The organism is Paraflavisolibacter caeni, assembly GCF_025628885.1.
In the GTDB taxonomy this organism is placed as follows: Bacteria; Bacteroidota; Bacteroidia; order Chitinophagales; family Chitinophagaceae; genus Flavisolibacter; species Flavisolibacter caeni.
This window is the reverse complement of the sequence record NZ_JAOTIF010000007.1, coordinates 141,945-166,725: the sequence shown is the minus strand read 5'-3', so window position 1 is coordinate 166,725 and position 24,781 is coordinate 141,945. Positions and strand designations below refer to the sequence as shown.

General features: G+C 41.8%; 19 protein-coding genes. 1 reads left to right on the top strand and 18 read right to left on the bottom strand.

The features are described 5' to 3' along the window. Positions 1 to 522: 522 nt before the first annotated feature. From pcaB to OCK74_RS11665, 7 genes are all read right to left on the bottom strand, one after another. Entirely contained in the window at positions 523 to 1,854 is a 1,332-nt protein-coding gene (gene pcaB, locus OCK74_RS11695) for a 3-carboxy-cis,cis-muconate cycloisomerase (protein WP_279297223.1), read from the bottom strand. Positions 1,855 to 1,935: 81 nt separating this feature from the next. After that, positions 1,936 to 3,144: a 3-oxoadipyl-CoA thiolase gene (gene pcaF / locus OCK74_RS11690; protein WP_279297222.1), complete on the bottom strand. Its 1,209-nt coding sequence runs from the start codon at positions 3,142 to 3,144 to the stop codon at positions 1,936 to 1,938. Then, on the bottom strand, positions 3,122 to 4,504 hold the full coding sequence (locus OCK74_RS11685) for a 3-oxoacid CoA-transferase (RefSeq protein ID WP_279297221.1): 1,383 nt from the start codon (positions 4,502 to 4,504) through the stop codon (positions 3,122 to 3,124). Before OCK74_RS11685 ends, pcaF begins: the two co-directional genes overlap by 23 nt. Continuing rightward, positions 4,501 to 5,112: a protocatechuate 3,4-dioxygenase subunit alpha gene (gene pcaG, locus OCK74_RS11680; RefSeq protein ID WP_279297220.1), complete on the bottom strand. Its 612-nt coding sequence runs from the start codon at positions 5,110 to 5,112 to the stop codon at positions 4,501 to 4,503. Before pcaG ends, OCK74_RS11685 begins: the two co-directional genes overlap by 4 nt. Beyond that, entirely contained in the window at positions 5,112 to 5,822 is a 711-nt protein-coding gene (pcaH, locus tag OCK74_RS11675; protein WP_279297219.1) for a protocatechuate 3,4-dioxygenase subunit beta, read from the bottom strand. Before pcaH ends, pcaG begins: the two co-directional genes overlap by 1 nt. Continuing rightward, the gene (gene pcaDC, locus OCK74_RS11670) at positions 5,812 to 6,981 is read right to left on the bottom strand and encodes a bifunctional 3-oxoadipate enol-lactonase/4-carboxymuconolactone decarboxylase PcaDC (protein ID WP_279297218.1); all 1,170 of its coding nucleotides are present in this window, start codon (positions 6,979 to 6,981) and stop codon (positions 5,812 to 5,814) included. The genes pcaH and pcaDC overlap by 11 nt, the downstream gene beginning before the upstream one ends. Before the next feature lie 2 nt (positions 6,982 to 6,983). Continuing rightward, the gene (locus tag OCK74_RS11665) at positions 6,984 to 8,165 is read right to left on the bottom strand and encodes a 4-hydroxybenzoate 3-monooxygenase (protein WP_279297217.1); all 1,182 of its coding nucleotides are present in this window, start codon (positions 8,163 to 8,165) and stop codon (positions 6,984 to 6,986) included. A 187-nt stretch (positions 8,166 to 8,352) separates the two neighbouring features. Between OCK74_RS11665 and OCK74_RS11660 the strand changes: the two genes are divergently transcribed. After that, the gene (locus tag OCK74_RS11660; RefSeq protein WP_279297216.1) at positions 8,353 to 9,228 is read left to right on the top strand and encodes a helix-turn-helix domain-containing protein; all 876 of its coding nucleotides are present in this window, start codon (positions 8,353 to 8,355) and stop codon (positions 9,226 to 9,228) included. A gap of 10 nt (positions 9,229 to 9,238) precedes the next feature. Here OCK74_RS11660 and OCK74_RS11655 read toward each other — a convergent pair whose 3' ends face one another. The 11 genes from OCK74_RS11655 to OCK74_RS11605 form a co-directional block, all read right to left on the bottom strand. Next, the gene (locus OCK74_RS11655) at positions 9,239 to 11,107 is read right to left on the bottom strand and encodes a phosphoenolpyruvate carboxykinase (GTP) (protein WP_279297215.1); all 1,869 of its coding nucleotides are present in this window, start codon (positions 11,105 to 11,107) and stop codon (positions 9,239 to 9,241) included. 447 nt (positions 11,108 to 11,554) lie between these two features. After that, positions 11,555 to 13,264, bottom strand: coding sequence for a GH35 family beta-galactosidase (locus tag OCK74_RS11650; RefSeq protein ID WP_279297214.1), 1,710 nt, complete (start codon positions 13,262 to 13,264; stop codon positions 11,555 to 11,557). A 57-nt stretch (positions 13,265 to 13,321) separates the two neighbouring features. Then, the gene (locus OCK74_RS11645) at positions 13,322 to 14,929 is read right to left on the bottom strand and encodes a GDSL-type esterase/lipase family protein (RefSeq protein ID WP_279297213.1); all 1,608 of its coding nucleotides are present in this window, start codon (positions 14,927 to 14,929) and stop codon (positions 13,322 to 13,324) included. 29 nt (positions 14,930 to 14,958) lie between these two features. Continuing rightward, complete coding sequence (locus OCK74_RS11640; RefSeq protein WP_279297212.1) at positions 14,959 to 15,399, bottom strand: fibronectin type III-like domain-contianing protein; 441 nt, start codon at positions 15,397 to 15,399, stop codon at positions 14,959 to 14,961. Between the two features lie 115 nt (positions 15,400 to 15,514). Continuing rightward, on the bottom strand, positions 15,515 to 16,519 hold the full coding sequence (locus tag OCK74_RS11635) for a sugar phosphate isomerase/epimerase family protein (RefSeq protein WP_279297211.1): 1,005 nt from the start codon (positions 16,517 to 16,519) through the stop codon (positions 15,515 to 15,517). Between the two features lie 14 nt (positions 16,520 to 16,533). Further along, the gene (locus OCK74_RS11630) at positions 16,534 to 16,965 is read right to left on the bottom strand and encodes a C-glycoside deglycosidase beta subunit domain-containing protein (RefSeq protein WP_279297210.1); all 432 of its coding nucleotides are present in this window, start codon (positions 16,963 to 16,965) and stop codon (positions 16,534 to 16,536) included. A gap of 30 nt (positions 16,966 to 16,995) precedes the next feature. Next, complete coding sequence (locus OCK74_RS11625) at positions 16,996 to 18,201, bottom strand: FAD-dependent oxidoreductase (RefSeq protein ID WP_279297209.1); 1,206 nt, start codon at positions 18,199 to 18,201, stop codon at positions 16,996 to 16,998. Between the two features lie 77 nt (positions 18,202 to 18,278). Beyond that, positions 18,279 to 21,122: a TonB-dependent receptor gene (locus OCK74_RS11620; RefSeq protein WP_279297208.1), complete on the bottom strand. Its 2,844-nt coding sequence runs from the start codon at positions 21,120 to 21,122 to the stop codon at positions 18,279 to 18,281. Between the two features lie 299 nt (positions 21,123 to 21,421). Then, positions 21,422 to 22,363 (bottom strand): helix-turn-helix domain-containing protein, encoded by a 942-nt coding sequence (locus tag OCK74_RS11615; RefSeq protein WP_279297207.1) that lies wholly within the window; start codon positions 22,361 to 22,363, stop codon positions 21,422 to 21,424. Continuing rightward, complete coding sequence (locus OCK74_RS11610; protein WP_279297206.1) at positions 22,360 to 24,042, bottom strand: FAD-dependent oxidoreductase; 1,683 nt, start codon at positions 24,040 to 24,042, stop codon at positions 22,360 to 22,362. The genes OCK74_RS11615 and OCK74_RS11610 overlap by 4 nt, the downstream gene beginning before the upstream one ends. An 89-nt stretch (positions 24,043 to 24,131) precedes the next feature. Next, positions 24,132 to 24,773: a gluconate 2-dehydrogenase subunit 3 family protein gene (locus OCK74_RS11605; protein ID WP_279297205.1), complete on the bottom strand. Its 642-nt coding sequence runs from the start codon at positions 24,771 to 24,773 to the stop codon at positions 24,132 to 24,134. Positions 24,774 to 24,781 lie beyond the last annotated feature (8 nt).

Genomic DNA, 24,781 nt, shown 5'->3' with positions numbered 1-24,781 from the left:
CTGCATTTAAAATATTTTTATATGTGTCGTATTGACAATTAATGTCAAAATACGGCAGAGTAGCACATCGGCGCAGCATCAGGCATGAAGATTTTTTTGATGATGCATTAGTTCTGATATATCATTTTCTTTGCACAGGAACCTCAAAACTGAAGCAAATAATTGACATGAATCATACACTTAACACTAAACCATTAACATTTTTTTTACTACAAAGAGGGTTTCTAACCTGCCCTAAATGTAACCGGATGCTTACTAGTAGCGGCTTCCAAAGGCAACTGCTATCGCTATATAACTACCATTGCGTATCTTTTTGTGGGTGAGAGATTAATCTTTATTGGTCATATGACCAAAAGGCGGGGGCTGGTCCCAAACCAGGTGCGCGGTAACTTTACCAACCATCAGTAATTTTTATGTTGCTGGTGATCGGGTGAACTACCCGGTGAACTGAAAATTATTGATCATTGAAAATCCTTGCTGGATAAGCATTTCCTCGCTCAAGTTTGAATCCTGACGGGATTCCTATATGTTTAAAACCCGTTTAATCCACTCCTCACATAATCCAATTGACCTAACCGGATCAAAAAGCCCCTCAATCTCACTACTGGTTAAATATTGCCTCATAACTGTATTTTCCAAAACGATATTTTTCAAATGCATGCCACTCCTTTGCACCTCCTGACAGCATTTTTCTATCAATTCATGCGCTTCCTGTTTCCCGATTTTTTCTGCTAAAGCAAGTGATATATTTTCAGCAAAGATCAACCCTTTGGTAATTTCAATATTGCGCAGCATCTGTTCTTTATCCACTTCCAAACCATTCGTTACTTCTGTAGCCTTGCGCAATGAACCTGCCGTCAGTTGCACGATGGCACTGATGGTTTCCCATTCAGCATGCCAGGTCCCTGTACCTCTTTCATGATCCTGCACCATCGTACCAAGCATTGTGGCTACTAATGATGGCACCCGTTGAACATTGGCAAGGATAGCAATACAACCTACCGGATTTCTCTTATGCGGCATAGTAGAGGAACCGCCCTTACCCTTACCCGAGGGCTCGAAAACTTCTGCTATCTCCGTTTGCATCAACAGCGAAATGTCTTTGGCTATTTTACCAAGGCTACCATTTAGGATACCTAACGTTGTAGCAATTGCTGCCAAACAGTCTCTTTGTGTATGCCAGGGGATGGAAAGCATCTTGAGTCCGAGTAGTCCAGACATCTTTTCTGCCACCATTAAACCCCTTCCCATCATACCATGAAAAGTACCAACTGCTCCTCCCAATTGAAGAACAAAGTTTTCTTTTAATAAATCATCCACTTTTTCCTTTGATCGCAAAATTCCGTCCAACCAATGAGCCACTTTGAAACCAAATGTGATTGGACGTGCTTGTTGCATAAAAGAACGGCCTATCATTACTGTATTCCTGTGAGTTTCTACCAGTAATGTCAATTGTTCAATCAAAACGTCCAGGCCTTTGGCAATCAGATCAATAGCATCTTTTAACTGCAGCATCACCGCCGAATCAATGACATCCTGGCTGGTGGCGCCATAATGAACATATTTTGCAGCTGCTGCATCTTTCTGATTGACTACAGAGGTCAATTGTTTAACCAGGGGTATATTAACGTTGCCACCCAGGGCTGCATCAGCTATTAATTGTTCTTTGTTGATGTTTGCAACTTGGCAACATTCACTTATAACCTGAGCTGCCTCACCGGGTATAACACCACATATAGCTTGAGCCTGGGCCAATGCACTTTCAAACTGAAGCATGTATTGAATGATGGCTTCATCACGAAAAAGCAAGTTCACTTTTGGATCATAAAAGATGGCCTCATACAGGTGCTGCATGAATAAACAATTGTATGTTAGAATTTATAAACATTAAGATAATGGGATATTAGGATATTGGACAATATTTATAGTATTATTTTAAACTCTTTCAATGATCGTAGCATAACCCTGCCCAACTCCTATACACAAGGTAGCCAATGCATATCTTTTGTTTTGTTTATGCAATTCATGTGCTGCAGTCTGGATAATCCTGGCACCCGACATACCAAGAGGATGTCCCAATGCAATGGCTCCCCCATTCGGATTGATGCGCGGATCATCTTCAGTCAAACCAAGTTCCCGTATACAAGCTAATGTTTGTGCCGCAAAGGCTTCATTGAATTCGATCAGGTCCATATCTTCAATTGTAAGACCTGCTTTCTTCAAAGCTTTCTGGGTAGCACCTACAGGACCAATACCCATGATCCTGGGTTCAACTCCTACAACGGCTGAAGATACAATCCTTGCCTTGGGTGTAAGATTGTACTTTTTCAACGCATCTTCAGATACAATATACATAGCAACAGCTCCATCATTGATCCCCGATGAATTTCCTGCGGTTACCGATCCACCTTCCTTACGGAATACTGGTTTCAATTGTGCGAGTTTCTCTAGGGTTGTATGATCCTTGATGAATTCATCATCTTTAAATAAAGAGGTTTCACCCTTCTTCACCTGTATTTCAACAGGCACGATCTCTTCTGCAAACCTGCCTGAATCCCTGGCCTTGGCTGCACGCTCGTGGGAATGATAAGCAAAATGATCCTGGTCCTCCCGGCTGATCTTATAGATGTCCACCAGGTTTTCTGCCGTGGCACCCATAGCATCGGTACCATGCATCTGGTGCATTTTGGGATTAACAAAACGCCAGCCAAAACTGGAGTCAAACATTTGAGCATCGGTACCGAAAGGCTTAGATGATTTGGAAATCACCCATGGCCCCCTGGTCATATTTTCTACCCCCCCCGCTATAAACACATCCCCTTCTCCTGCTTTGATAGCATGTGCAGCATGCATGACTGCCGACATACCTGATGCACAAAGACGGTTCACTGTCTCACCGGGTACAGAGGTGGGCAAACCGGCCAGCAACAATGCCATACGGGCCACATTGCGGTTATCCTCTCCTGCCTGGTTGTGACATCCTAAAATCACATCATCAATTACTTCTGTGGGGATATTGGGAATACGGCCTACCAATTCTTTGATGACCAAAGTGGCCAAATCGTCTGTACGTACTGAAGAAAGACTTCCTCCCAGATTTCCAATAGGCGTACGGATACTATCAACGATATATGCTTGTTTCATTTTTTTCAACTTTATCCTTTTCCAATTGTTCAATAAATTTTGCTGCAGTTTTAGCCCTTACTTCTTCCAGGGTAGCTCCAGGCATGAGCTCTATTAAAGTCAATTGCCCATCCGGGTATGCAAAAACTGCCAGGTCGGTGATCACCAGATCAACGACTCCATGTGCCGTTAGTGGCAGAGTACATTGGGGTACAATCTTGGAAGTTCCATCAGGATCGGCATGAGTAAGGGTAACAATCAGCTTCTTGGCTCCTGATGCCAGGTCCATGGCACCCCCCACGCCCAATAGAGGTTTACCAGGCACCGCCCAGTTGGCTAAATTCCCTTGTTCATCTACTTCCAATCCGCCCATTATGGCTACATCCACATGCCCGCCGCGGATCATGGCAAAGCTGTCTGTACTATCAAAATAAGAGCTGCCGGGAAGGGCTGTAACAGGTATTTTCCCGGCATTAACGGGATAGTCCATTGCACCCCCATCTATTGGAGAAGGCCCTACACCCAGCATGCCGTTTTCAGTGTGCAAAATGATGCCATGTTCGGGTTTGATGAGATCTGCAACCAATGTAGGAATACCAATACCGAGATTGACGACATCACCTTTATTCAGTTCTGCAAAGGCACGCCTGGCCATATTCATCCTGGATTCACTTACTTTCTTAGAAGAACCAACAGAAGCAGAACTTCCCAGGTTTTCCAGGGAAACATGGGCCTGCACCAGGTAGTCCACGTAACAACCTGGCGTATGAATGTGGTTTGGATCCAGTTCACCAACAGGCACAATTTCCTCTACTTCAGCAACTACTAGGTCTGCCGCTGTGGCCATGGCCCGGTTAAAGTTTTGCTCTGTCATCCGGTAGGTCAGGTTGCCTGCCGTATCGGCGCGCCAGGCCCTGATGAAGGCTACATTAGCTCTGATGCCTTTGATAAAAACCTGCTCTACTCCATCTATAATTTTGGTTTCCCTCCCTTGCGCAATCAGTGTTCCTGCTGATGTGGGCGTATAAAATCCACCTATACCGGCGCCACCTGCCCTTATCGCTTCGGCTAATGTTCCCTGTGGTAATAGCTCATATGCTACTTCTCCAGCTTGTGCCGCTTTTACAGCATCAGGATTAGACGTAAAAAAGGAACCAATCATTTTCTTGATCTGTCCGTTTTTCAGTAGCCTTCCTCCACCCAAACCAGGCTCTCCTACATTATTTCCAATAAAGGTTAAATTCTTTGTACCCGTTTCCGCAAGGGCATGAAGCAAATGAACAGGGTTGCCGGTCATACCAAAACCACCACCTAATACCGTATCACCAACCTTTACCAGTGCTGCAGCTTCTGCAGCCGTAATTTGTGGAACTCGTTTCATGAAATGACATCATTTGTTATATACATCAAAAAAACTGTTTCTTTTTCCCCCTGCATATAGATATCGAAATGATATTCTATTCTTCCGGCATTTTGTTTACGCTGTGCTATTAGGGTATTTCTTCTTTCTTCTGGAATGGTATTGAACAATTCATCCTGGCTATTAGTTGCTGATTCATCCGAAAAATAAAGCCTGGTGTACAATCGATGCAGGGAGCCTCTCATAAACAATATGATATTGATATGAGGAGCCTGACCATCTCCGATGGAACCAGGCTTGATCGTGGTAAACAAAAAACGATCCTGTACATCAGTTCCTGTGCCCAGGCGGCCAAGGCCGGTAAAACCATCATTCTTTTGGTGAATAGGCAAAGAGCGATACTGTCCGTTTGCATCAGCTTGCCACAATTCGATCAAAGCGTCAGGGATCGTTTGGCCCTTACCATCATAAATACGACCAGTAATATAAATGCGTTCTCCTTCTGTATCATGGTTGATCAATAAACCATTGATAAGGCTGTTGTAATCATAACCGTATTGTTCTGCAGTTAAACTGTAGGCAAAGAAAGGTCCGACTGTTTGCGAAGGTGTTTGTCTTAGTTTTTCCATTATTCAAAAGGAGTTTGACATTTACCGTTTAAAACAATATTGAATTCATAAGCCAGCGCAAATTCAGGCTCAGTCCAGTCCATCCTGAATTTGGCTATTAATAATTCCCTTGCATGCTTGGGAACTGATTGGAAAATGGGATCAAATTCAAATAATGGATCTCCCGGGAAATACATTTGTGTGACCAACCGGTGCCCGATTTGATGCCCGATCACAGAGAAATGAATATGATTAGGTCGCCAGGCATTAAAATGATTACCCCACGGATAAGCACCTGGCTTAATTGTATAGAAGCTATATCTTCCTTCTCTATCCGTAAGCATACGCCCGGCACCCAAAAAGTTGGGATCCAGAGGAGCATCGTGAATTTCAGCTTTGTGGATATATCGACCAGCTGCATTGGCTTGCCAGATTTCAACCAGTACATTACGAAGCGGTCGGCCGTATTCATCCATCACCTTTCCTGATACTTTGATGCGTTCACCAATGGGCTCGCCATTTTTACGGGCATTTTTAGTTAAATCGTGATCCCATTTTCCTATAGCAGAGTCGCCAAAAGCAGGCAGACTCAAATCTTTCAACTGCTCTTTAACAGGTATCAGGGGTTTTGTGGGACTGCGCAAAATGGTTGATTTGTACTCGGAATACAAGTGAGGAGGTTGCACATTGAAATTAATTGGTTCCACTTCAATGAGTTGACTATTTTCCATGAGAAGCATTTTTTTGATTAAAAATTTCTTTGGCGATTTTAATGGCACCATTTGTAGCCGGCACACCAGCATAAACCGCTGTATGCAGCAATACCTCTTTCACATCCTCTTCTGATGCGCCAGTATTTTGTGTAGCCCTGATGTGCATTGCCAGTTCATCTTCATAACGCATGGCAGTCAGTAAAGCAATCGTGAGTAAACTCCTCTCCCTTTTGGTGAGTCCCGGCCTGGCCCAAACTGCCCCCCAGGCATTGTTAGTGATATATTCCTGGAAATCCTGGTCAAAGCTGGTTTTATGGGCCTCAGCCCTGTCCACATGAGCATTGCCCAGCACTGCTCGACGGGTTTTCATTCCTCTTTCATTTAGAGAACCGTTGGAAGAAGCCAAAAAATCCAAAAGTATTTGTACAAACTCTTGCGGTGTTTCCACACAGGGCAGATGCCCTACCCCATTTATGACCACCATTTTGGCGTTTGGGATCTTTGCTGCAGTAGCTTCAACTCTTTCCTGCGGTGTTGCGTTGTCCTCACTTCCCGCAATACAAAGCGTAGGTATAGCTATAGCATGAATCTCATTGCTCAGGTCTTCATCCCTTATTGCTTCGCATGCATGGATATATCCCAATGTAGAACAGCTTTCTAACATACGTTTGAGGCCTGCTGTTTCTATTTTCTGATTGTTCCTGAAATCTTCAGACAACCAACGTTCCAGGATTTTATCAGATAGGGAGGCCATACCTCCCTGCCTGATGGCATTGATCCTTGTTTTCCAGTATTCCGCAGCATCTGCTTTAGGAGCACTGTTACTCAGGATCAAATGTTCAATTCTTTCAGAATGTTTTAATGCCATATGTTGTCCGATCAAACCGCCTATAGATAAGCCAACATAAACGCACTTTTCTATCTGTAGCATGTCTAATAGGGAAATGATCAACTGTACATAATCGCTGATGCGAATAGGCCCATCCACTTCTTCAGAAAGCCCATGTCCTGGTTTATCAAAACAAAGAACAGAGCCTTCACTCCTGATCAATTCAACAACCCTATCCCATATACGAAAATCAGTACCAAGCGAATTGACAAACAGAAAAGTCCGTTCACCATTTCCTTTTAGATATTTATAGTGAATGGCCTTGCCATTAATGTTGATAAACTGCATGTCTATATTTCTTTAAGCCCAACATAATTTTCCGCAATGGTTGTGGCCTGCGCATTAGACTGACCAATGTAATCAAAGCGGGATTTCTGTAAATGATATTCAAATGAGCCTTGCGCTGCCTGTTTATGAAAGAGGTAGGTCATGAAATTGGAAAAGTCTTGAGCTCTCCAAATTCTTCTGAGACAATTGGAAGAATAAGATTGAAGCAATTGCTCCTTACCAGTACGATACCAGTCTTCCAATGCTGCCGCCATCCACTTCACATCGGCTACAGCCAGGTTTAATCCTTTGCCTCCTGTAGGTGGTACAATATGTGCAGCATCACCTGCAAGGAATAACCTGCCAAACTGCATATTGTCAATCATAAAGCTGCGCATGGGGGTAATCGCTTTTTCGAAGATTTCGCCTCGGTTTAACTGGAAACCATTTCCATTGGATAACCGCACTTGCAATTCATCCCAGATCTGGTCGTCTGTCCAGTTCTCTACTTTATCAGCATTATCAACTTGTAAATACAAGCGACTCACTTTCGGAGAGCGCAAACTATGTAGCGCAAATCCACGCTCATGATAAGCATAGATCAATTCATCGGTTGATGGTGCTGCATGAGCCAGAATGCCCAGCCAGCTGAAGGGATATTCTTTTACAAATTCATTGTAAGAATTTGTAGGAAGGCTTTTTCGCCCAATGCCATGATAACCGTCACAGCCTGCTACAAAATCACATTCCAGTATATGCTGTTCACCATCTTGCTGGTAATGGACTTTAGGATGCTTTGTATCACTACCTTCAATGCAGGTTGCAGCTGCTTCAAATTGTATAGGAGTACCTCGCTCAATATTTGCCTTTATAAGATCCTTCACCACTTCCTGTTGTCCGTAAATGGTGATGGTACGTCCACCGGTAAGCTCATTGAATGGAATTCGTTTTCGCTGTCCGTTAAAACTTAAATAAACACCATGGTGCAGCAAACCTTCTTTGTTTAAGCGGTCTGCAACACCTAATTCATTGTATAGATCAACAGTGTTTTGTTCGAGCAATCCTGCGCGTACTCTGGCTTCTACATATGCCCTGCTGCGGTTTTCCAGCACAATACAATCAATGCCGGATCTGTTTAAAAGAAGAGAAAGTGTCAGTCCGGCCGGCCCTGCACCAATGATAGCAACCTGGGTTTTCGTGGTCATAAAATGGCAAATTATCGTTAGGTTTTTACTTGCTCATTCCAATGCATGATTAGAATGAGCTGTTTCAATATTCATTGTAAAAATAGCATTGCCATCTTCCTTTACCTTTGTACATATGGGCCAATTACTTGGACAAAACAAACATTTCATAGAAATATCCCGACTTTAACAACCAATACAATGACCAATGCCATATTCAAAAAACAAACCGCTCAGTTATGGCCTTTATGGCGAAAAGGATTTTCTTTTGCCTGATTTTTTGCACTGCGAGACCATGCAATACCGGAGCGAAAAACACAATTGGACCATCCAACCGCACTTGCACACCCATTTGTTCCAAATGTTTCTCATTGAATCAGGTAAGGTTTCCTATACTTTTGAAGAAGGCAGATATCATGTTAGTTCAGGTTCCATCATCACCATTCCTGAAAACATATTACATGGACTGGAAGTTAGTAAAGATGTAATAGGCATGGTCCTCACACTCTCTTCTTCTTTTCTTGAAACGCTATTTAAAAGCTCGCATAATGTTTTAATCGAACTGGGAACAACTAAAGTGCTGACCGACTTGAAAGACCATAAACTGTTTCATTTGGTTCGCCAATTGATCTATGGTCTGTACGAAGAATTAAAGGACGATATGCCCGAGAAAGGTCTTGTACTGCAAGGTTATTTGAGCCTGATGCTGAGTAACATTTACCGGCTTTCTATTGAAAATTCAGAAAGAACAATTACAACTGATAATCGTAACGCGCAGTATTTCAGGAGTTTCCAGCGCAGTATGAAGCAATCTTACACACCCCGGAAAACAATCATACAATACGCACGTGAATTGCACATCACCCCAGTGCACCTCAACAGGATATGCCAGGCTACTGTTGGAAAGTCGACATTGCAGGTAGTGCACGACTTTCTGTTTTTAGAAGCCAAAAAATACCTGCTGTATACAGATTACAGTATTTCAGAGATCGCTTACCGCCTCAACTTTGAGGACCCTGCATATTTTTCACGCTTTTTCAGCAAACTGGCCGGGTGTGCACCCAAAGAATTCCGGAAACAATAACCTATCTGTTTTACACCCGCTCTGGTTGTAAGCCCCAATGCTCCGGTGAACGCCATAAGGAGGATAGCAACAACTCCCTCATGAAAATATACTCCTTGGGCAATAGATCATACATGCGGGCAAAAAGTTCTTCATGACTCATTAACTCTGCCTTCCAGGCTTCCCTGTCAACCGCCATGATTTCCCTGAATTGTGCCTTGGTATAATCAGAACCCCTCCAATCTAAATCGCGGTAGCGCGGCATCCAACCAATGGGACTTTCCAAAGCCGAAGCGGTTCCATGCACTCTTTCAACAATCCACCTTAACACGCGCATATTCTCTTTAAAGCCTGGCCAGAGAAAATTCCCATCTTTATCTTTTCTGAACCAGTTGACACCAAAAATGCGGGGTGGATTGGGCAGACCGCGGCCCATCTGCAGCCAGTGATTGAAATAATCTGCCATATGGTAACCACAAAACGGCAGCATGGCAAATGGATCTCTTCTTACTTTTCCCTGCTCCCCAAAGGCTGCTGCTGTAGTTTCAGATCCCATGGTAGATGCCAGGTAAACACCGAAATTCCAGCTAAAGGCCTGGTACACTAAGGGGATGGTACTGCCTCTTCTTCCACCGAAGATAAAGGCACCAATACGTACTCCTTCTGGGTTTTCCCATTCAGGGTCAATAGAGGGACATTGGGATGCCGGAGCCGTAAACCTTGAATTAGGATGGGCCACAGGTTGACCACTGTTATAATCATGTTTATTCCCTTGCCAGTTGAGAATATCTGTCGGTGGCGCATCATTGAGCCCTTCCCACCAAATATCACCATCAGGCGTAACCCCCACATTGGTGAAGATGCTATTGCCTCGCATGGCCGCCATGGCATTGGGATTCGTTTTTTCATTAGTACCTGGAGCAACCCCAAAATACCCATATTCGGGATTAATAGCATATAGATGCCCATCTTTACCTGGTTTGATCCAGGCAATATCATCACCTACTGTCGTCACTTTCCAGCCTTCCATCTCCTTGGGTGGAATCAGCATAGCAAAGTTTGTTTTACCACAGGCCGAAGGAAAGGCAGCAGCCACATAGGTTTTCTCACCTTCAGGATTCTCGGCGCCCAGGATCAGCATATGTTCTGCCAGCCAATGCTGTTCTTTGGCCATAACCGAAGCAATACGAAGGGCAAAGCATTTCTTGCCCAACAATGCATTGCCGCCATAACCACTGCCATAGGAAACAATACTCCTTTCTTCAGGGTAATGAACAATATATTTAGTGGTTGGATTACAGGGCCAGCTGGTATTCTTCTGGCCATCTTCTAACGGCGCACCAGAAGAGTGTAGACATTTAATGAATTCCCCATGAGAACCCAACTGTTGCAACACTTTATCTCCTACCCTTGTCATGATGTGCATATTGACCACAACGTATTCACTGTCTGTGATCTCCACACCAATTTTAGATAAAGGTGATCCCAAAGGACCCATACAAAATGGAATCACATACATAGTTCTCCCCTTCATACTTCCTTTGAGCAAACCACTGAGTATTTGCTTCATTTCTAAAGGTTCCATCCAGTTATTTGTTGGACCAGCATCTTCCTTTCTTCGACTGCAAATAAAGGTTCTGTCTTCAACCCGGGCCACATCGCTGGGATCGGAAAAACAGGCAAAACTGTTGGGCCATTTTTCTTTATTCAGGGGAATAAAAGTTCCTTTTTCTACCAATTGTGCACAGAGCTCTTCGTATTCCTGCTTACTCCCATTACACCAATGAACAGCATCGGGTAAACACCATGCAGCTACTTCATTGATCCATTGTAAAAGCTCTTTGTGAGCGGTAGGAGTTGGTGACAAAAGGGATGATGTCAATGATTTTTCCTTGATCATATGGATGCTTTTAATGGTTAATGGAAAATCTGAATTGTTTAAGTGCTTACATTACAATGTACCCGTGTACACCTAATGCACTTCATACAGAATACGGGAGTAAAATATGTTTCAGAAATGAATACCTTGTACACACTACTGTAAAAATAACTTGAAACAAAAGTGTTTTGTTAGACAAAATCAGGACAATACTATGCAAAATCAGGACGTTTGTTTGAAAGAAAACTCCACCAGCATATGAAAGCCCCTTGTAGAAACAGCGGGCGTAACAATTGTTAGCCAAGATTCTTTAGAACTGCATTTCCCGTATTTCGCTTTCAACGCTCAGTCTTTTCCAATGATTATAAACTAATTGGATGTTGTTATTTCCAGGAAAGATTTTCAATTATTGATCAATCATTTATTGATACGTAAAATCCAAATCCATTGTCTTCCTTGTTATGAAATCTATTTGTACTTTAAAATTTTAAACCGCAAAACACTGAATTCTTCAGAAGGCGGGAAAACAACTGTTGCTATGGTTGGATCATTTTTAAAACCAAAACCTGCGTCACCACCCATACTGCTAAAGGATTCGTCGCCATTCAGCCTCCGTGTTGCCTTCCATTCGCCATTGATGAAAGAACCTTCTTCGATCAATTCTACATCCAGCAATGGCAATGCAGGGTTTGTCACGGATTGTTTAAGAGAAATATGAAATTCTTTACCAACAAGAATAAATTCATCTGGCCCAATATTGATGATCATTCCTCCTGCTAAATCAGGTTTTGGCTCTTTAGAGGCTACTCCTGCAAAAATCAAAGAAAAATCTACTACTGATCTGCCGACATCGGCTTTTATTTTATAACCTCCCAGGTCAAACTGCCAGGACGGACTAAGGCTATCTAATAATAATCCAATCATTTTTCCAGTACCGCGGTATTTCAATATCGCATCTTTCACTTTTGATAAAGCAACATAAGCAGGCCTTATGGGAGCTTCGTCCGGTGTCATATCTTCAATACCAAAAGGAGAAATCCCTAAAATATCCTGATGGCCAAAAGCATACATGGCTTCAAAAGCTGTACGTCGATCGTGTCGGATTTCGGGAACAAAAACAGGATTACCGGGTCGCCTATAAGTTTCAATAACCGGTATTGCATCAGGAATATAAATATCCGGCGCGATCATATCAATGGAAGGCGCTGCAACCCGCCATACATCCAACGTGTGCGGAATGGGGCCGCCACTCGGATACTTTCCGGGATAACTTAAACGTGGTTGTTTTATCCATGCATTCACATACATCGGTATCGGATATGCTGATTTTCCTGCTGCTGTAACCGTTTCTATATACCGGGCATAATGATATACCGTAAACAATTCGTCGGTGAGATAGGCCAGGGTCATCCAGTCTGCAATACTGGTATCACTTTTCCCAAACACCTCTTCCCAACTGCCGCTTGTTTTACTGCCATTGGCTTTCCAGACCTTTTCAATTTCTGGTTGAATTTTATTTTTCTTCAGATAGCTGATCAAATCGGATGGAACCTGCGATCTATACAACTTGTCACCGGTATAATCACGGGCTGTGTAAAACAATCCAACTTCATTTTCAATTTGCGCCATGATAACCGTTTGTTCTTTTTCATCATACTCCCTGATATGTTTCATCAATGCTTTAAAAGCACGGGCATCAGCTTTCATGGTTTCTTCACCAAAGGCAGACAAATGTTGTAATGTTTTGCCGTTTTTATCTTTAGCTAGCGGGTATTTATCAACATTATGTTTTACCCAGCCTGGCACATAGGTTGAATAACCGTTTTTCCAGGTGCCAAACCATAATATGACCAGTTTCATATGCTGCCGCCGTACACCGGTGATCATACTGTCCACCAAACTGAAATCAAAATCTCCTTCCACAGGCTCTATCAGCTCCCAGTAAACAGGAGCAAGAACTGTATTCAGATTTTTCTTTTTTAATTGCTCCCAGATAGGGCGCATATAATCTGCACTTGAAGTAGAAGAGTTATGTACCTCTCCTCCTAATATCAAAAAAGGTTTGTCATTTACGATAAGCTGAGTTGTATTTCCGTTTTTTTGCAGGTACGGAATAGAATTATTCTGTCCAAATAAAATATTGCATATAAAAAGTAAGGGGATAATAAACTTATTCATTTGAGTAAATTGTTTACAAGTAACTGTTTACTTCGAATTTTCTGCTACAAAAGTTATTTAAAATATTATCTTATTGAAGTTTTGATGTATTGCTTTTTCGATTGCTTTTTGAACAAATGGCTCCATGATTTTATATCCTGCCAGGTTGGGATGCACGCCATCAGTTGTCAATTCCTTTTTCATTCCCTTTCGCTTATCTACCAACAAAGAATACAAATCAATGTAAGTAATATTGTCTTTCACTGCATAGGCTTTTATCAGCTTATTCAAGGCTATGATTTTTTCAGCAGGTTCGAGGCCTGGGCGCCAGGGATAATCATAAACCGGAAGCTCGGAACATAGTACCACTTTAATACCGTTTGCTTTTGCCAGTTCTGCCATGGATGCAATATTGCCAGCAATCTTATCCAGTGTTGTCGGACCTGTGTTTTGTGCAATATCATTGGAACCACCAAGGAATACTACGGCAGATGGCTTTAGATCAATTACATCCTGCCGGAAACGAAGCAGCATTTGGGAAGAGGTCTGTCCGCTGACACCACGATTGATATAGTGATTGGCAATGAAAAAGGCGCTGTCATACTTGCGCCAGTTCTCCACCCTTGAACTGCCAATAAATACCACTCGATTTTCACCGGGCTTAGAAGGTGACAACATTTTGTTTTCTTCTTCATAGCGCTTCAGGTAAGCCCAATCAGTGCGCAATCGCTCTTCCTCATCTTTTCGCATTTGCTTTACTTGCTTTTGGGAAAGCTGCGCCATAAATCCTGTTGGATTTTCCGGCCATAACCATCCATGTAAATCCAGCCAGTCGCCAAAGCGTTCAATCCATGTATCGGTGGGAATATCCAATTTACGTATGCCAAAACCATGACCACCTTTCTCATACATGTGCAATTCTGCCACTTTATTTGCACTGATCCATTCATTATACAAATTGCTGCTGTGAGATGCAAGGCCCACCTGATCGTCTGATGCAGCACAAATAAATAGCGGTGGCGCATCAGTTGGGATAGTATGGTTCTTTAGGTAACTCATGTTGGGATAAATCGGTGCAGCAAAATCAGGCCGGGTAGCGGCAACAGTAGCAGTAAAGACAGTGCCTATGGTGAGGGTGCCACCGGCAGAAAAACCCATAATACCGACACGCTTTGGATTGATGTTGTATTCAGCAGCATGGGTGCGTACATATTCAATTGCTTTTAACCCATCGGCAATGGACATTTTCACCATACTGTCTTTCGATTCATCAAATTTCTTTCGGTCCTTCATCTTTTCCATTACAGTGCCAATAGGATCATCGGTATCCATGTGCACCAAGCGGTATTTAAGCACAAAAGCAGCTACGCCTTTTGTGTTCAGCCACTTTGCTACATCAATGCCTTCGGGTTCGATGGACAGTGTATGCCAACCACCGCCCGGGGCAACGATAACAGCCGTTCCATTGGCCATTGCAGCAGGCGGTAGATAAGCAGTGAGTGTGGGTTGTGTCACATTGTAAATCACTCTTGCGTTGAATGGGTTCTTAGTGTTTTCCTGCTCCTGCCAGGTCCAGGTTTCCGAACCGGGAGCGTTGTCATTGTATAAGTGAATAACTTTTTGTTGTGCGTTTGTAGCACTGATGGCAAAAGCAAAATAGACACAATAGAAAAATAGTTTAGGCATATCTATTCATTATTTTTTAGCAAACGTTTCTAAGCAGCTATTGAAAAGGAAAATTTGGCTTCCTTCACATTTTCAGAATCTGTACCGATAAAAACCTTAAAATCTCCGTGCTCGGCAATCCATTGTAAATTGCTATTAAAGAATTTTAATTCTTCTTCCGTGATCGTAAAATGAATGGAACGGCTTTCTTTCACTGCCATCTCCTGAAAATGCCTGATTCTCTCAACGCCAGTCACTGCAAACAATGCTCCTACTTTGCCTTCTTTGATTTTTGCTTCTACATTACTACTTCCTGCTTCACCTGTTTGAATCTCTCCACCCGGTGCTATCAAATTCAACTGGCCAACTTTTTCATCCAGAGTCATTTTACTCATTAAGCCATTTATAAAATGATTCATCCTGTCTTCTTTTTGTGCAAAGCCCTGAATAGATATAAAAAGTAATATGCCTATTAAAATTCTACGAAACATATTTATTTGCTTATAAACTAAACATTCTATTATTAAAAAGTGGCTAGGTCACAATGCTATAGACCAAGAAAAGAAAATATTTCTTTATCCATCTGTAGCTTTATTTCACATTTGTTTAAACCGTTGAAATTCTTTTCACCTCTAGTTGACTTAAAATATTTCTTTCCATTTGTAAATGCCGTTTAATTTGCTCTGGTGCGTCGTTTAAATAAAAGCAATGCCCTTCATATTCCGTCATAATCACACCCTTAAAACCAGACTCCACAATCAGTTTGAGTAACTGCTGATATGGAATCGTTGTCTCTACACCATTTTCATCTATGTGATAAAACTTTCCATGGAAGTATAAGCACCATGGTAACAATGACTTAAACCCTTCCAGGTCAGCTGGAGCAAAACTCAAATAACCAAATAGCTCGCTGATAGCTAATTTTTCAGTTTGACCACCACCCATTTCCTGTACTTTTTGCCATATACTTTCTTCAGTATATCCATTGTGTCTGTTTTCCACAATGAAATTCAGGATTGCTTCATTTGCTCCCAACCCGATGTATCGTTGCAGCACGAAAGGATTTGGTCGTTCAACAAAACATCCGAAATCAGGAACCAATCCAATAAACGAAGACCCAGATTCTTTTATTTGTTGAATCAATTCCTGAACTTTTGGGTCACTGGGACGAGAGGGTGCATGCACCTCAATAGCTATTTTTATGTTGTAGAATTCAGCAAAACGGGCAACCTCCTTCACCAAATGCGTTGGAATACCAAAGCCACGTATATATTTGCAGCCCAATTTGTAGGCGGTCATGAGCTCAAATGTTACTTCCGCGATGATTTCCTGATCCGTCATGTCGTGGTCTGAATATTTTCCTGCGTCTATACCTCCTCCATAACTAAATGGTTCTACATCATACTTTTTGCATAGTGCAAGTAAATGGTTGATCTCTTCTTCAGTTGGATTGGGATAATTGTTGAACATTTGACTGCCTACAATTTCAAATTTTTTGATGCCCAATCTGTTCAATTCTTTGAACATATCATCGAAACCATAGTCCTTATTTTCGCACCATTGTTGTGTGAATCCATATAGTGATACACCGAAATCTATATCGTGTTGCATAATTATCTTTCAGGTTAATTTAGAATAGTCATTTTTTTATGTGCAGAACTGTCCACGGCTCCATACGTTCTAGGAGCAAACTTCATGTATGGAATCCGTAGCTCTAAGGTTAATGCGATATCATGTTTGCCTTCCGGTAAGCCGTAATTGTAAATTTCGAGATGGGCGGTATTCTTTATACTCCAGAATTCAGCAAAGAGATCTTTTAACTGAGAGACTGAAAACTTTTTACCGTTGATACAGAATAAGATCAGGTACTCTGGGATGGTTTCCCCATTCACTTTTACTTCAAGCCTTTCTATGCAAGAAACATGCAATCCTCTGTAATAATTTAAATTTACTCCTAGGTTAAAACCAACCCGGTTTCCATTGAGATAAATATTACGAAAACTTCTTTCACACAGAACTCTGTCGTCAAATCCGAGTTTTAAAAATTTTGTTGGCATAATGTGATTTCTTTTTTATTCTATTTTGGTTTACTCTTGCACAATCCTTTGCAACAAATTCTGCGCTTCACTTAAATAACTCTTCGCAATCTGTTGCTCCATAAACTTGGTATTGTTCAAAGCAAAATCCCTGATCATTCTGAAGGGCTTTGGTGCATTGTGGAACACTCTACCGATCTTTCGGGCAAAAGAAGTCGTGTCATTGCAATATTTTACCCGCTCTTTATCATATTGGTTCAGGCCTTCCTGTATAGAACCGATATCGGAGAGATTCTTGCCTTTTAGATATTTGCCTAAAAAGAAGCCATCTTCTATAGCCATGCCGGCCCCATAGGCAGCATAAGGCGAGGTAGGATGTGCAGCATCACCCAGTAAGGTTGCCCGTCCTTTTGACCACTTTTCCAATGGTTCCCGGTATTTAATGACCCAGCGGAACGTATGACTTTCCTCACTTGCATTCAGGATGGTCTGTACCGGTTCTTCAAAATCTTTCAGCTTTTCTTTGAGATAGACATGAGGATTCGGCGGCTCCGGTTGATGTTCTGTACAAGCTTCTACAAACCACCATTCAAAACATTCTTTACCCTTGTAGATGAGTGGAGCATAACCAAACTGATACAGTTCACTGTGCCGCAGAACGATTTCATCACGAGCTATACCTCCAACCTCAGCCCAGCCCAACCAAACGGCTATGCCCAGGTGCTTTAATTCAGAAGAATCCCACAACTGTTGGCGAACATTGGAGTTGACCCCATCGGCCCCGATAATCAGATCAAAATCGTATTGCTTACCATTGTCAAAAAAAGCAGTGATTTTATCTTCTGTTTCTTCGTAACGCAGCAATTTGTGTGCGGTAACGATCATGCCTTCCGGAATAACTGCCAACATTTTTTCGTATAATTCAGAACGCATCATCCCTGACTGCCATCCATTTACATGGGCTTGCTCCAGGTATTGCTCTTCCATTCTGAAAAACACACGTTGTTTTCCTTTATGGCTGCGAAAAATAACCTTATTGACACCAGAAAAAGTATCGTCAATGGTTATACCGTAACTCCGCAAAATATTGATGCCGATAGCATTCATAATGATAGCACCTCCCAATGGCCTGATCTCAGGATGTCTTTCAAAGATGGTGACATCAAATCCAGCTTGATGCAAGGCCAGTCCTGCTGACAAGCCTCCGGGACCCGCTCCTATAATGGCTACTCGTTTTCTTTTTTGATTTGCAAGCATTGTGGTTGTGTTTTTAAGCATTATTTTAAGAACTACTTCCCGCAACAATAGAGTTACGAAAAGCAGTTCTTAGGAAATCAAAACTTATAAGTAGCTGTCAGGAAATAAGCCCTTGGTTGCGTGCCACCGATTGGAAATAAAGCATCTTTATTTGCTTCTACTTTTTCCTTGGTAAACTCAGATAAATTGTAAACAGCCGGGAAACCACCAGGTGCTCCCCAGGTCATCACACCAAATGAATTAAAGAGGTTATTGATATTCGCATTTAAAGACAACCTTTTGGTAACATTATAGCCAATGCCTAAATCAAATAGAGAAAAAGACGGCAGTTGGAATGCGTTTGGCACGTTTGCCCAGCGCTTCCCTGTATATTGATAGGAAAGAAATGCATAGAACTTTTCTGTACTGTAAGTTGGTGTTATATTCAAAATGACATCTGGGGAGAGATCAGCCTGATTGCCTGAATAATCAAGGGTTGAGTCATCTGATTTTGAAGAGGTAGCGCCAGATGTTGAAATTTTATACTGTGGGAAAGTAGCGTTTTGGAAAGTCGCTGCAACCCTTGTATTAAAATGATTAGATAAATAAATGGTAGCTTCTGCTTCCACACCAATAGATCTCAGTTTGTTATAGTAAGGAGTTAGGCTGTATAATTTCCCGGCAGAATCCAATGATGTGAATCCTGTAAAGATGTTGCTCAACAAACTATAGTAAGGAGTAATTGCCAGGTCAATTTTAGAAGACTTGTATTTATAGCCAAGCTCTACCTGGGTTACATTTTGAACAGCAGGATTTGTTAATGCTACTTTTTCCGGTGCATCAATTGACTGGAAGAGGTTGGCCTCCGGTGCTTTTCTTCCCTCGGAATAACGCACATAAATAGATTGGTTATCGGCCAGCAAATAATTAAACGCACCTGAATAAGACCAGGTATTGGTGGTGAACTTATAAGGAATAGCCAATGGATTCTTATAATAGTTATTATCGTAAGTGGTCAGCGGATTACCATCCAGGCCGCCATCGCTACCATTATTGGGAACACGGATGTAATTTGTGCCTTCTGAAATGGTATGCTCATATCGAACACCCAGGTCGAAATTGAGTTTAGGCGTAATTTGCCAATTGAAGGCCAGGAAAGGAGCTAAGTTCGTTTTCTTGTATTCGAAATCATTGTAACCAAATACACCGCCCGTTTTAAAATAACCTTCCGGACTGGTAATCTGCTGTGTAGCCCCTCCCAGGAAAGCATTCTGATAGGTAATATCCATCATCCGGGGACGGTTTTCTAAGGTTGTAAATGCAGTTCCTACAATACCACCAGAGTATCTTGGCAAATTGGACAGACCTATAAACGCCCCGAGGTTATAAGAAATATTTTTTGCCTTTTTAGTAAGCACTAACTGGTCTAAAAACTCGTTTATCTTTGGCTCTCCATGAACAGCAGCCTGGTACAACATACCATTTTTAAGTATATCCTGACTGGGCATGTTATTGGATACAACTGTCCATGACGGAGGCCCTGTCTGCGATACGGATGCTTGAACAACCGCCAGGGGCTGCTTGGTAATATTGTCTTTATAGGTAATGGTTCCCATACCAATTGTGCCGGCAACTGCATTCGGTATCAGATCAGTCAAAAGTGTAGGACTGGTAGCCTGGGTGATGTTTAAGGTCAGGCGCTTGGCAGAGAACTTCGCATTATTTTGAAGTGTAAAACCATGGCCGAATGTATGTTTCCAATCCGCACCAATAGCAAACTCCCTTGAATGGTTTAAATCCTTTGGATCAAAGCTAATCGGAACACCATCACCTAATTTTGATGATACGCTGGCTTCAGCAGGAAGAATAAATGCATCTGTTTTCTTTATTCCTGGTGCCAATTCAGGATGATCAAAGTTTCTCCCAATTAAATTTAGAAACGTACCATTGTGGTCGTTCAGATATTTTGCATAGAAAGTAACAGAACCACCTGCATATTTCTTTTGAATATTGGCTTTCACCTGGCCGCCATAATTCAAAGGGTAACCCACATCACGAGCACCTTTGGCATGGCGGTAAAAACCACCAATATTGTAGTACCAGCCATTTTTACTGATGGGGCCACCCACATTAAGGTCTGTGCGGTGATAAAAGTTCCGGCCATCGCCTTCCAGTCCAAGCTTTTCTTTGACCACTCCTGAAAATTTACTTCCACCGGTTTTTGAAAGATAGTTGAAGATACCTCCCGGGGCATTGGCCCCTGCAATGGAAGCAGTACCACCTCGAACAGCTTCGAGCCTGTTTAGGGTTGCATCTGCCCGCAAAAATAAATCATGAGTGTATGAGTTTATGTAAACATTTGAAAGCGGCAATCCATCTTCCTGCAACGATACATAGTACAAGCCGGACACATCATCATTATAGCTCGGTCTATTGGCCAAACCCCGGGTATACACGTCGGTTCTTACTTCACCTTTTGCTGAATTCACAAATACGCCGGGAACTTTTCTCAACAGATCAGCACCACTGTTGGGTGCCTGCCTTTCTATTTGTTGGGCGTTCAAAGTAGAAATAGAAACCGATGCTTCCAGTTTTCTCCTTGAATCAAAGACACCTGTTACAACTACATCTTGTAAGGAAGCAGCAGTTTCGATCAACGCAATATTCAATACAGTATTCGTACCCACTTTACGTTCCAGTGTTCCATAGCCGGTATAGGAAAACACCAATACGGCCTCCATGGAAGAAACTTCAATGGCATAATCTCCATCTGTATTTGTGGATGTACCTCGTGTCGTCCCCTTGATAGTTACTGTAGTTCCACTCAAAGGTTTCCCAGTTGCAGCTTCGGTTACTTTACCACTTATTTTCATTTGGGCAAGTGTTGACATTGAAAAGAAGAAAGTCATTACAATGACCAGGAGTAATTTGCACTTTTTCATATTGCAAGTTTTCGTTTCGAAAAATGATTTTTTTGAATCGTTGTCTATCAAAGTTGCCTTATAAAAACAGGATAAGCACTATCGAAATGCAACTGTTTTCTATCATTTTCAATCAATTTTAGACAATAGCGATAGATCTATGAATTAATTATAAGGAGAGTTGATTTCTATTATTAGAAACTATTTTCAGAAGAAGAATGAGTTTTTATATTGCGTATTGAATGGCGCTTATTATAGATAATTTTCCTCCTTGAATTAGTTATCCCACTGGCTTTAACACTTTGAATCAGTTGAAGAATTCACAATTCTGGATTGACCATTTTACGATATTCTCCTGGTTTCATTCCAGTTTTTGATTTAAAGAATCGTACAAAATTGCTGAGTTCATTGCCACCCATCCGGTAAGCAATTTCAGAGACACTAAGGCTGGTTTGCGTTAACAATACCTTCGTTTCCAACAAAAGCATTTCGTTCAATAGATCATGTGCCGATTTTCCAGTTACGCTTTTTACACATTTGTTTAGATGATTAGGAGTCACTCCAAGCATTTCGGCATAACCAGAAATATTTTGTTTCTCATAAATATACTGCGCAAGAGCCTTTTTATATTTTTCGGTAATTTGGTAAGCGGAGTTATTCGATAAGGAAGAAACAGATTGAACAAACGGTTTCAATTCAGTAAACAAAGTAATCAGGTAAGTTCTTAAGATGTCAAACCTGCATTTTTCTCCTGCCTTGTATTCCATTTCAAGCCGTTGAAGCAGCGGCATGATCAGATCTTTTACCTCATCGGTTATGGTTATAAGAGGAAAACAGTTAAAGTTTAAAAAGGGAAAGTCCGCCAACAGGTCTTTGATTCTGTAGTCAGACGTCAAAAGGTCTATATTAAAATGACAGTAATATCCTTCTGCATCCTGACTACCAGACAAATGAGTGGTGATTTCATAGGCCGGTACAAAGAAAAAAGTGTTTTCCCCAAATTCATAAGTGTTCAAACCTTTAGTGCGTAAGCTGTGGCCTTTTGTTTGAAAAATAAAATTGAAAAGAGTAAGTCGGAAGGGATGTACATCTGTCTCTGTAGGGACCTTGATAAAACGGACATAATCTTCTATACGATTGATATGGAATACATCAGAAGCAGGCGTAAAGAAAGACTGAAAACGATCTCCCCCCGTACTCAATAACTTTATTTTCAACTTTAAAGGGTCAAATGTTGGTATGGCGTTTTTTTGAAATGTCATAAATTCTGTTTTTTTAATTCACCAACTGCAAAATCAGCAGCCCTGGCTGTTAGCGCCATATAGGTCAACGATGGATTGACACAAGATGAAGAAGCCATAGCTGCACCATCAGTAACAAATACATTTTTACAGGCATGGATTTGATTGTATTGATTCAAAACAGAAGTCTTTGGGTCCTTACCCATTCGTGCAGTACCCATTTCATGGATACCAAATCCGGGATTCATCGGAATGCTCATCGCTCTAACGTCTTTAAAACCTGCAGCCGTAAGCATTTCCACCATGTCATCCCCCATCGGTTGGCGCATCATTTTTTCATTTTCTCCAAATTCTACATCAAAAACCACCAAGGGCAATCCCCATTTATCTTTCTTGTCACTGTCAAGATACATTCGGTTATTTGGATTGGGTAGCATTTCACCAATACCAACAAAAAATATGCTCCATGGACCTGGCTTGGTTAATTCATCTTTGAATTCGGCTCCAAACCCTTTTTCATGCAAGCCTCTGGTCCACGTAGTGCGGCTTGCTGCCCCCTGATAACCAAATCCACGCAAATAGGGTTGCTTATCACTGCCCCAATTTCTATAGCGGGGAACATACAATGTTGTGGGACGACGGCCATAATAGTAGTCGTCTTCAAAACCATCAATTTTTGCTGTTACTAAAGGACCGCCATTATGGTCCATCAGATTTCTGCCTACCTGGTCACTGTCATTTCCCAGGCCATTGGGGAAACGACTGGACTTTGAACGTAACAATACCGAAGCTGTAGGAATGGTACCCGCATTCACAAAGATGATTTTAGCATAATACTCGGTCACCTTGTTGGTTTCTGCATCAATCACCCGAACACCAGTCGCCCTGTTTTTCTTTTCATCGAAAATAATTTCTGACACAATTGCATTGTTCACCAAAGTCAACCTTTTTGTTTTCATAGCAGCAGGCAATGTTGCTGATTGGGTGCTGAAATAACCTCCAAAAGGACACCCCCGTAAACACAGGTTACGATTTTGGCAGGATGCACGTCCTGTTTCAGAATGCCAGGGTTGTGGATCGGTTAAATTGGCTGATCTGCCAATAGTAACTGTTCTCTTGAATTTTGACTTTACTTGTGCCCTGAGATATAACTCTGGAGCAAACATGGGAAAAGGTTTTAAGAATTCTCCATCAGGTAACACATCCAATCCCTCCTTCATGCCACTGATACCAACAAACCTTTCCACATAAGAATACCAGGGCGCAAGGTCTTCGTATCGGATAGGCCAATCCACACCAATACCTTCCCTCCCATTGGCTTCAAAATCATCTTTATTCCAGCGATAGCTATGCCTCCCCCACATTAAAGACTTTCCTCCCGTATGATATCCTTTCAACCAATCAAAAGGTTTCTTTTCAATATAGGGATGGTCTTTGTCACTTTCAAAAAGGTGTCGGTTGGATTCCTGTCCATAACCCATACGCACAAGAGTCGCATAGTCTTGTTGGACATCAAGCGTCATTTTAGCCCGGTGCTTGAACTGCCAGGGAGGCGTGTTTGCCGTTTCATAACCGGATACATGTTTGATATCCCTGCCCCTTTCGAGCATTACTACATTCAAACCTTTCTCAGTCAGCTCCTTCGCTGCCCAACCACCTGTAATCCCGGAACCGATAACAATAGCATCAAAAGAATTCATGCTTAAAAAATTTATTATTGAATAGCTTGTGACGTTAAAACAATAGATGTATAATGCGAATGAAGATTTTTTTATACTTATCCGCTGTTTTACCAGAGTCTGTCTGTATATTCAGAATATGCCTTTTGGTCACTTTTGATTTTTATCGCTTCTATGCGTCCTGGTACTGGCACATACACCATCGCCTTCGTCATACCTATCTCCGATGTGAAATAACCCAATAAGGTCAACTCTTTCATGAGTTGCCAGAAGGAAGGTACCGGAGGTCGTGGTTTGTTGGTAAGCGTTTTTGTTTCATCGTTTGTAGGCGGTTTCACCTGGCTGGGAGGGTTGCTCGACTGGGCTAAGGCCTCACTCTCAATTTGTGTGAGAACAGTTCTTTTCTGTTCCGGAGTCAATGAAATGAAATCATTACCCAAGGCGTTTGCTTTTGCCTCAACGTCTTCCAATCCTTTTTGAAAACTTTCCTGTTCTGGTTTTCTATAGCAATCCTGAAGCATCATTTCAATAAAAGCAGGAACACCTGCTTCTATTGCACCGGGAGTAGATGTGGTAGGTATGATCATGCCAGAGATTTCAGAAACGATCTTTTGCTCACTTTCTGAAAAGTAATTTTTGTCACTCTTATTAGTACATCTGGCTAGAAAATTAAACCGCTCCATGGCTAATGCGGTAGCTGCCGTTACGCCTATTAGAGTAGCAATGTTTTTGAGGGCTTCTCTTCTTTCCATTTTTTATT

Excerpts from the sequence above, each read along its gene's own strand:
- OCK74_RS11640 (WP_279297212.1), bottom strand. The coding sequence starts at position 15,399 with ATGTTTCGTAGAATTTTAATAGGCATATTACTTTTTATATCTATTCAG.
- OCK74_RS11620 (WP_279297208.1), bottom strand. The coding sequence starts at position 21,122 with ATGAAAAAGTGCAAATTACTCCTGGTCATTGTAATGACTTTCTTCTTT.
- pcaG (WP_279297220.1), bottom strand. The coding sequence starts at position 5,112 with ATGGAAAAACTAAGACAAACACCTTCGCAAACAGTCGGACCTTTCTTT.
- pcaF (WP_279297222.1), bottom strand. The coding sequence starts at position 3,144 with ATGAAACAAGCATATATCGTTGATAGTATCCGTACGCCTATTGGAAAT.
- OCK74_RS11605 (WP_279297205.1), bottom strand. The coding sequence starts at position 24,773 with ATGGAAAGAAGAGAAGCCCTCAAAAACATTGCTACTCTAATAGGCGTA.
- pcaDC (WP_279297218.1), bottom strand. The coding sequence starts at position 6,981 with ATGCAGTTTATCAACATTAATGGCAAGGCCATTCACTATAAATATCTA.
- OCK74_RS11645 (WP_279297213.1), bottom strand. The coding sequence starts at position 14,929 with ATGCCTAAACTATTTTTCTATTGTGTCTATTTTGCTTTTGCCATCAGT.
- OCK74_RS11685 (WP_279297221.1), bottom strand. The coding sequence starts at position 4,504 with ATGAAACGAGTTCCACAAATTACGGCTGCAGAAGCTGCAGCACTGGTA.
- OCK74_RS11655 (WP_279297215.1), bottom strand. The coding sequence starts at position 11,107 with ATGATCAAGGAAAAATCATTGACATCATCCCTTTTGTCACCAACTCCT.
- OCK74_RS11630 (WP_279297210.1), bottom strand. The coding sequence starts at position 16,965 with ATGCCAACAAAATTTTTAAAACTCGGATTTGACGACAGAGTTCTGTGT.
- OCK74_RS11610 (WP_279297206.1), bottom strand. The coding sequence starts at position 24,042 with ATGAATTCTTTTGATGCTATTGTTATCGGTTCCGGGATTACAGGTGGT.
- OCK74_RS11625 (WP_279297209.1), bottom strand. The coding sequence starts at position 18,201 with ATGCTTGCAAATCAAAAAAGAAAACGAGTAGCCATTATAGGAGCGGGT.
- OCK74_RS11665 (WP_279297217.1), bottom strand. The coding sequence starts at position 8,165 with ATGACCACGAAAACCCAGGTTGCTATCATTGGTGCAGGGCCGGCCGGA.
- OCK74_RS11650 (WP_279297214.1), bottom strand. The coding sequence starts at position 13,264 with ATGAATAAGTTTATTATCCCCTTACTTTTTATATGCAATATTTTATTT.
- pcaH (WP_279297219.1), bottom strand. The coding sequence starts at position 5,822 with ATGGAAAATAGTCAACTCATTGAAGTGGAACCAATTAATTTCAATGTG.
- OCK74_RS11660 (WP_279297216.1), top strand. The coding sequence starts at position 8,353 with ATGCCATATTCAAAAAACAAACCGCTCAGTTATGGCCTTTATGGCGAA.
- OCK74_RS11615 (WP_279297207.1), bottom strand. The coding sequence starts at position 22,363 with ATGACATTTCAAAAAAACGCCATACCAACATTTGACCCTTTAAAGTTG.
- OCK74_RS11635 (WP_279297211.1), bottom strand. The coding sequence starts at position 16,519 with ATGCAACACGATATAGATTTCGGTGTATCACTATATGGATTCACACAA.
- pcaB (WP_279297223.1), bottom strand. The coding sequence starts at position 1,854 with ATGCAGCACCTGTATGAGGCCATCTTTTATGATCCAAAAGTGAACTTG.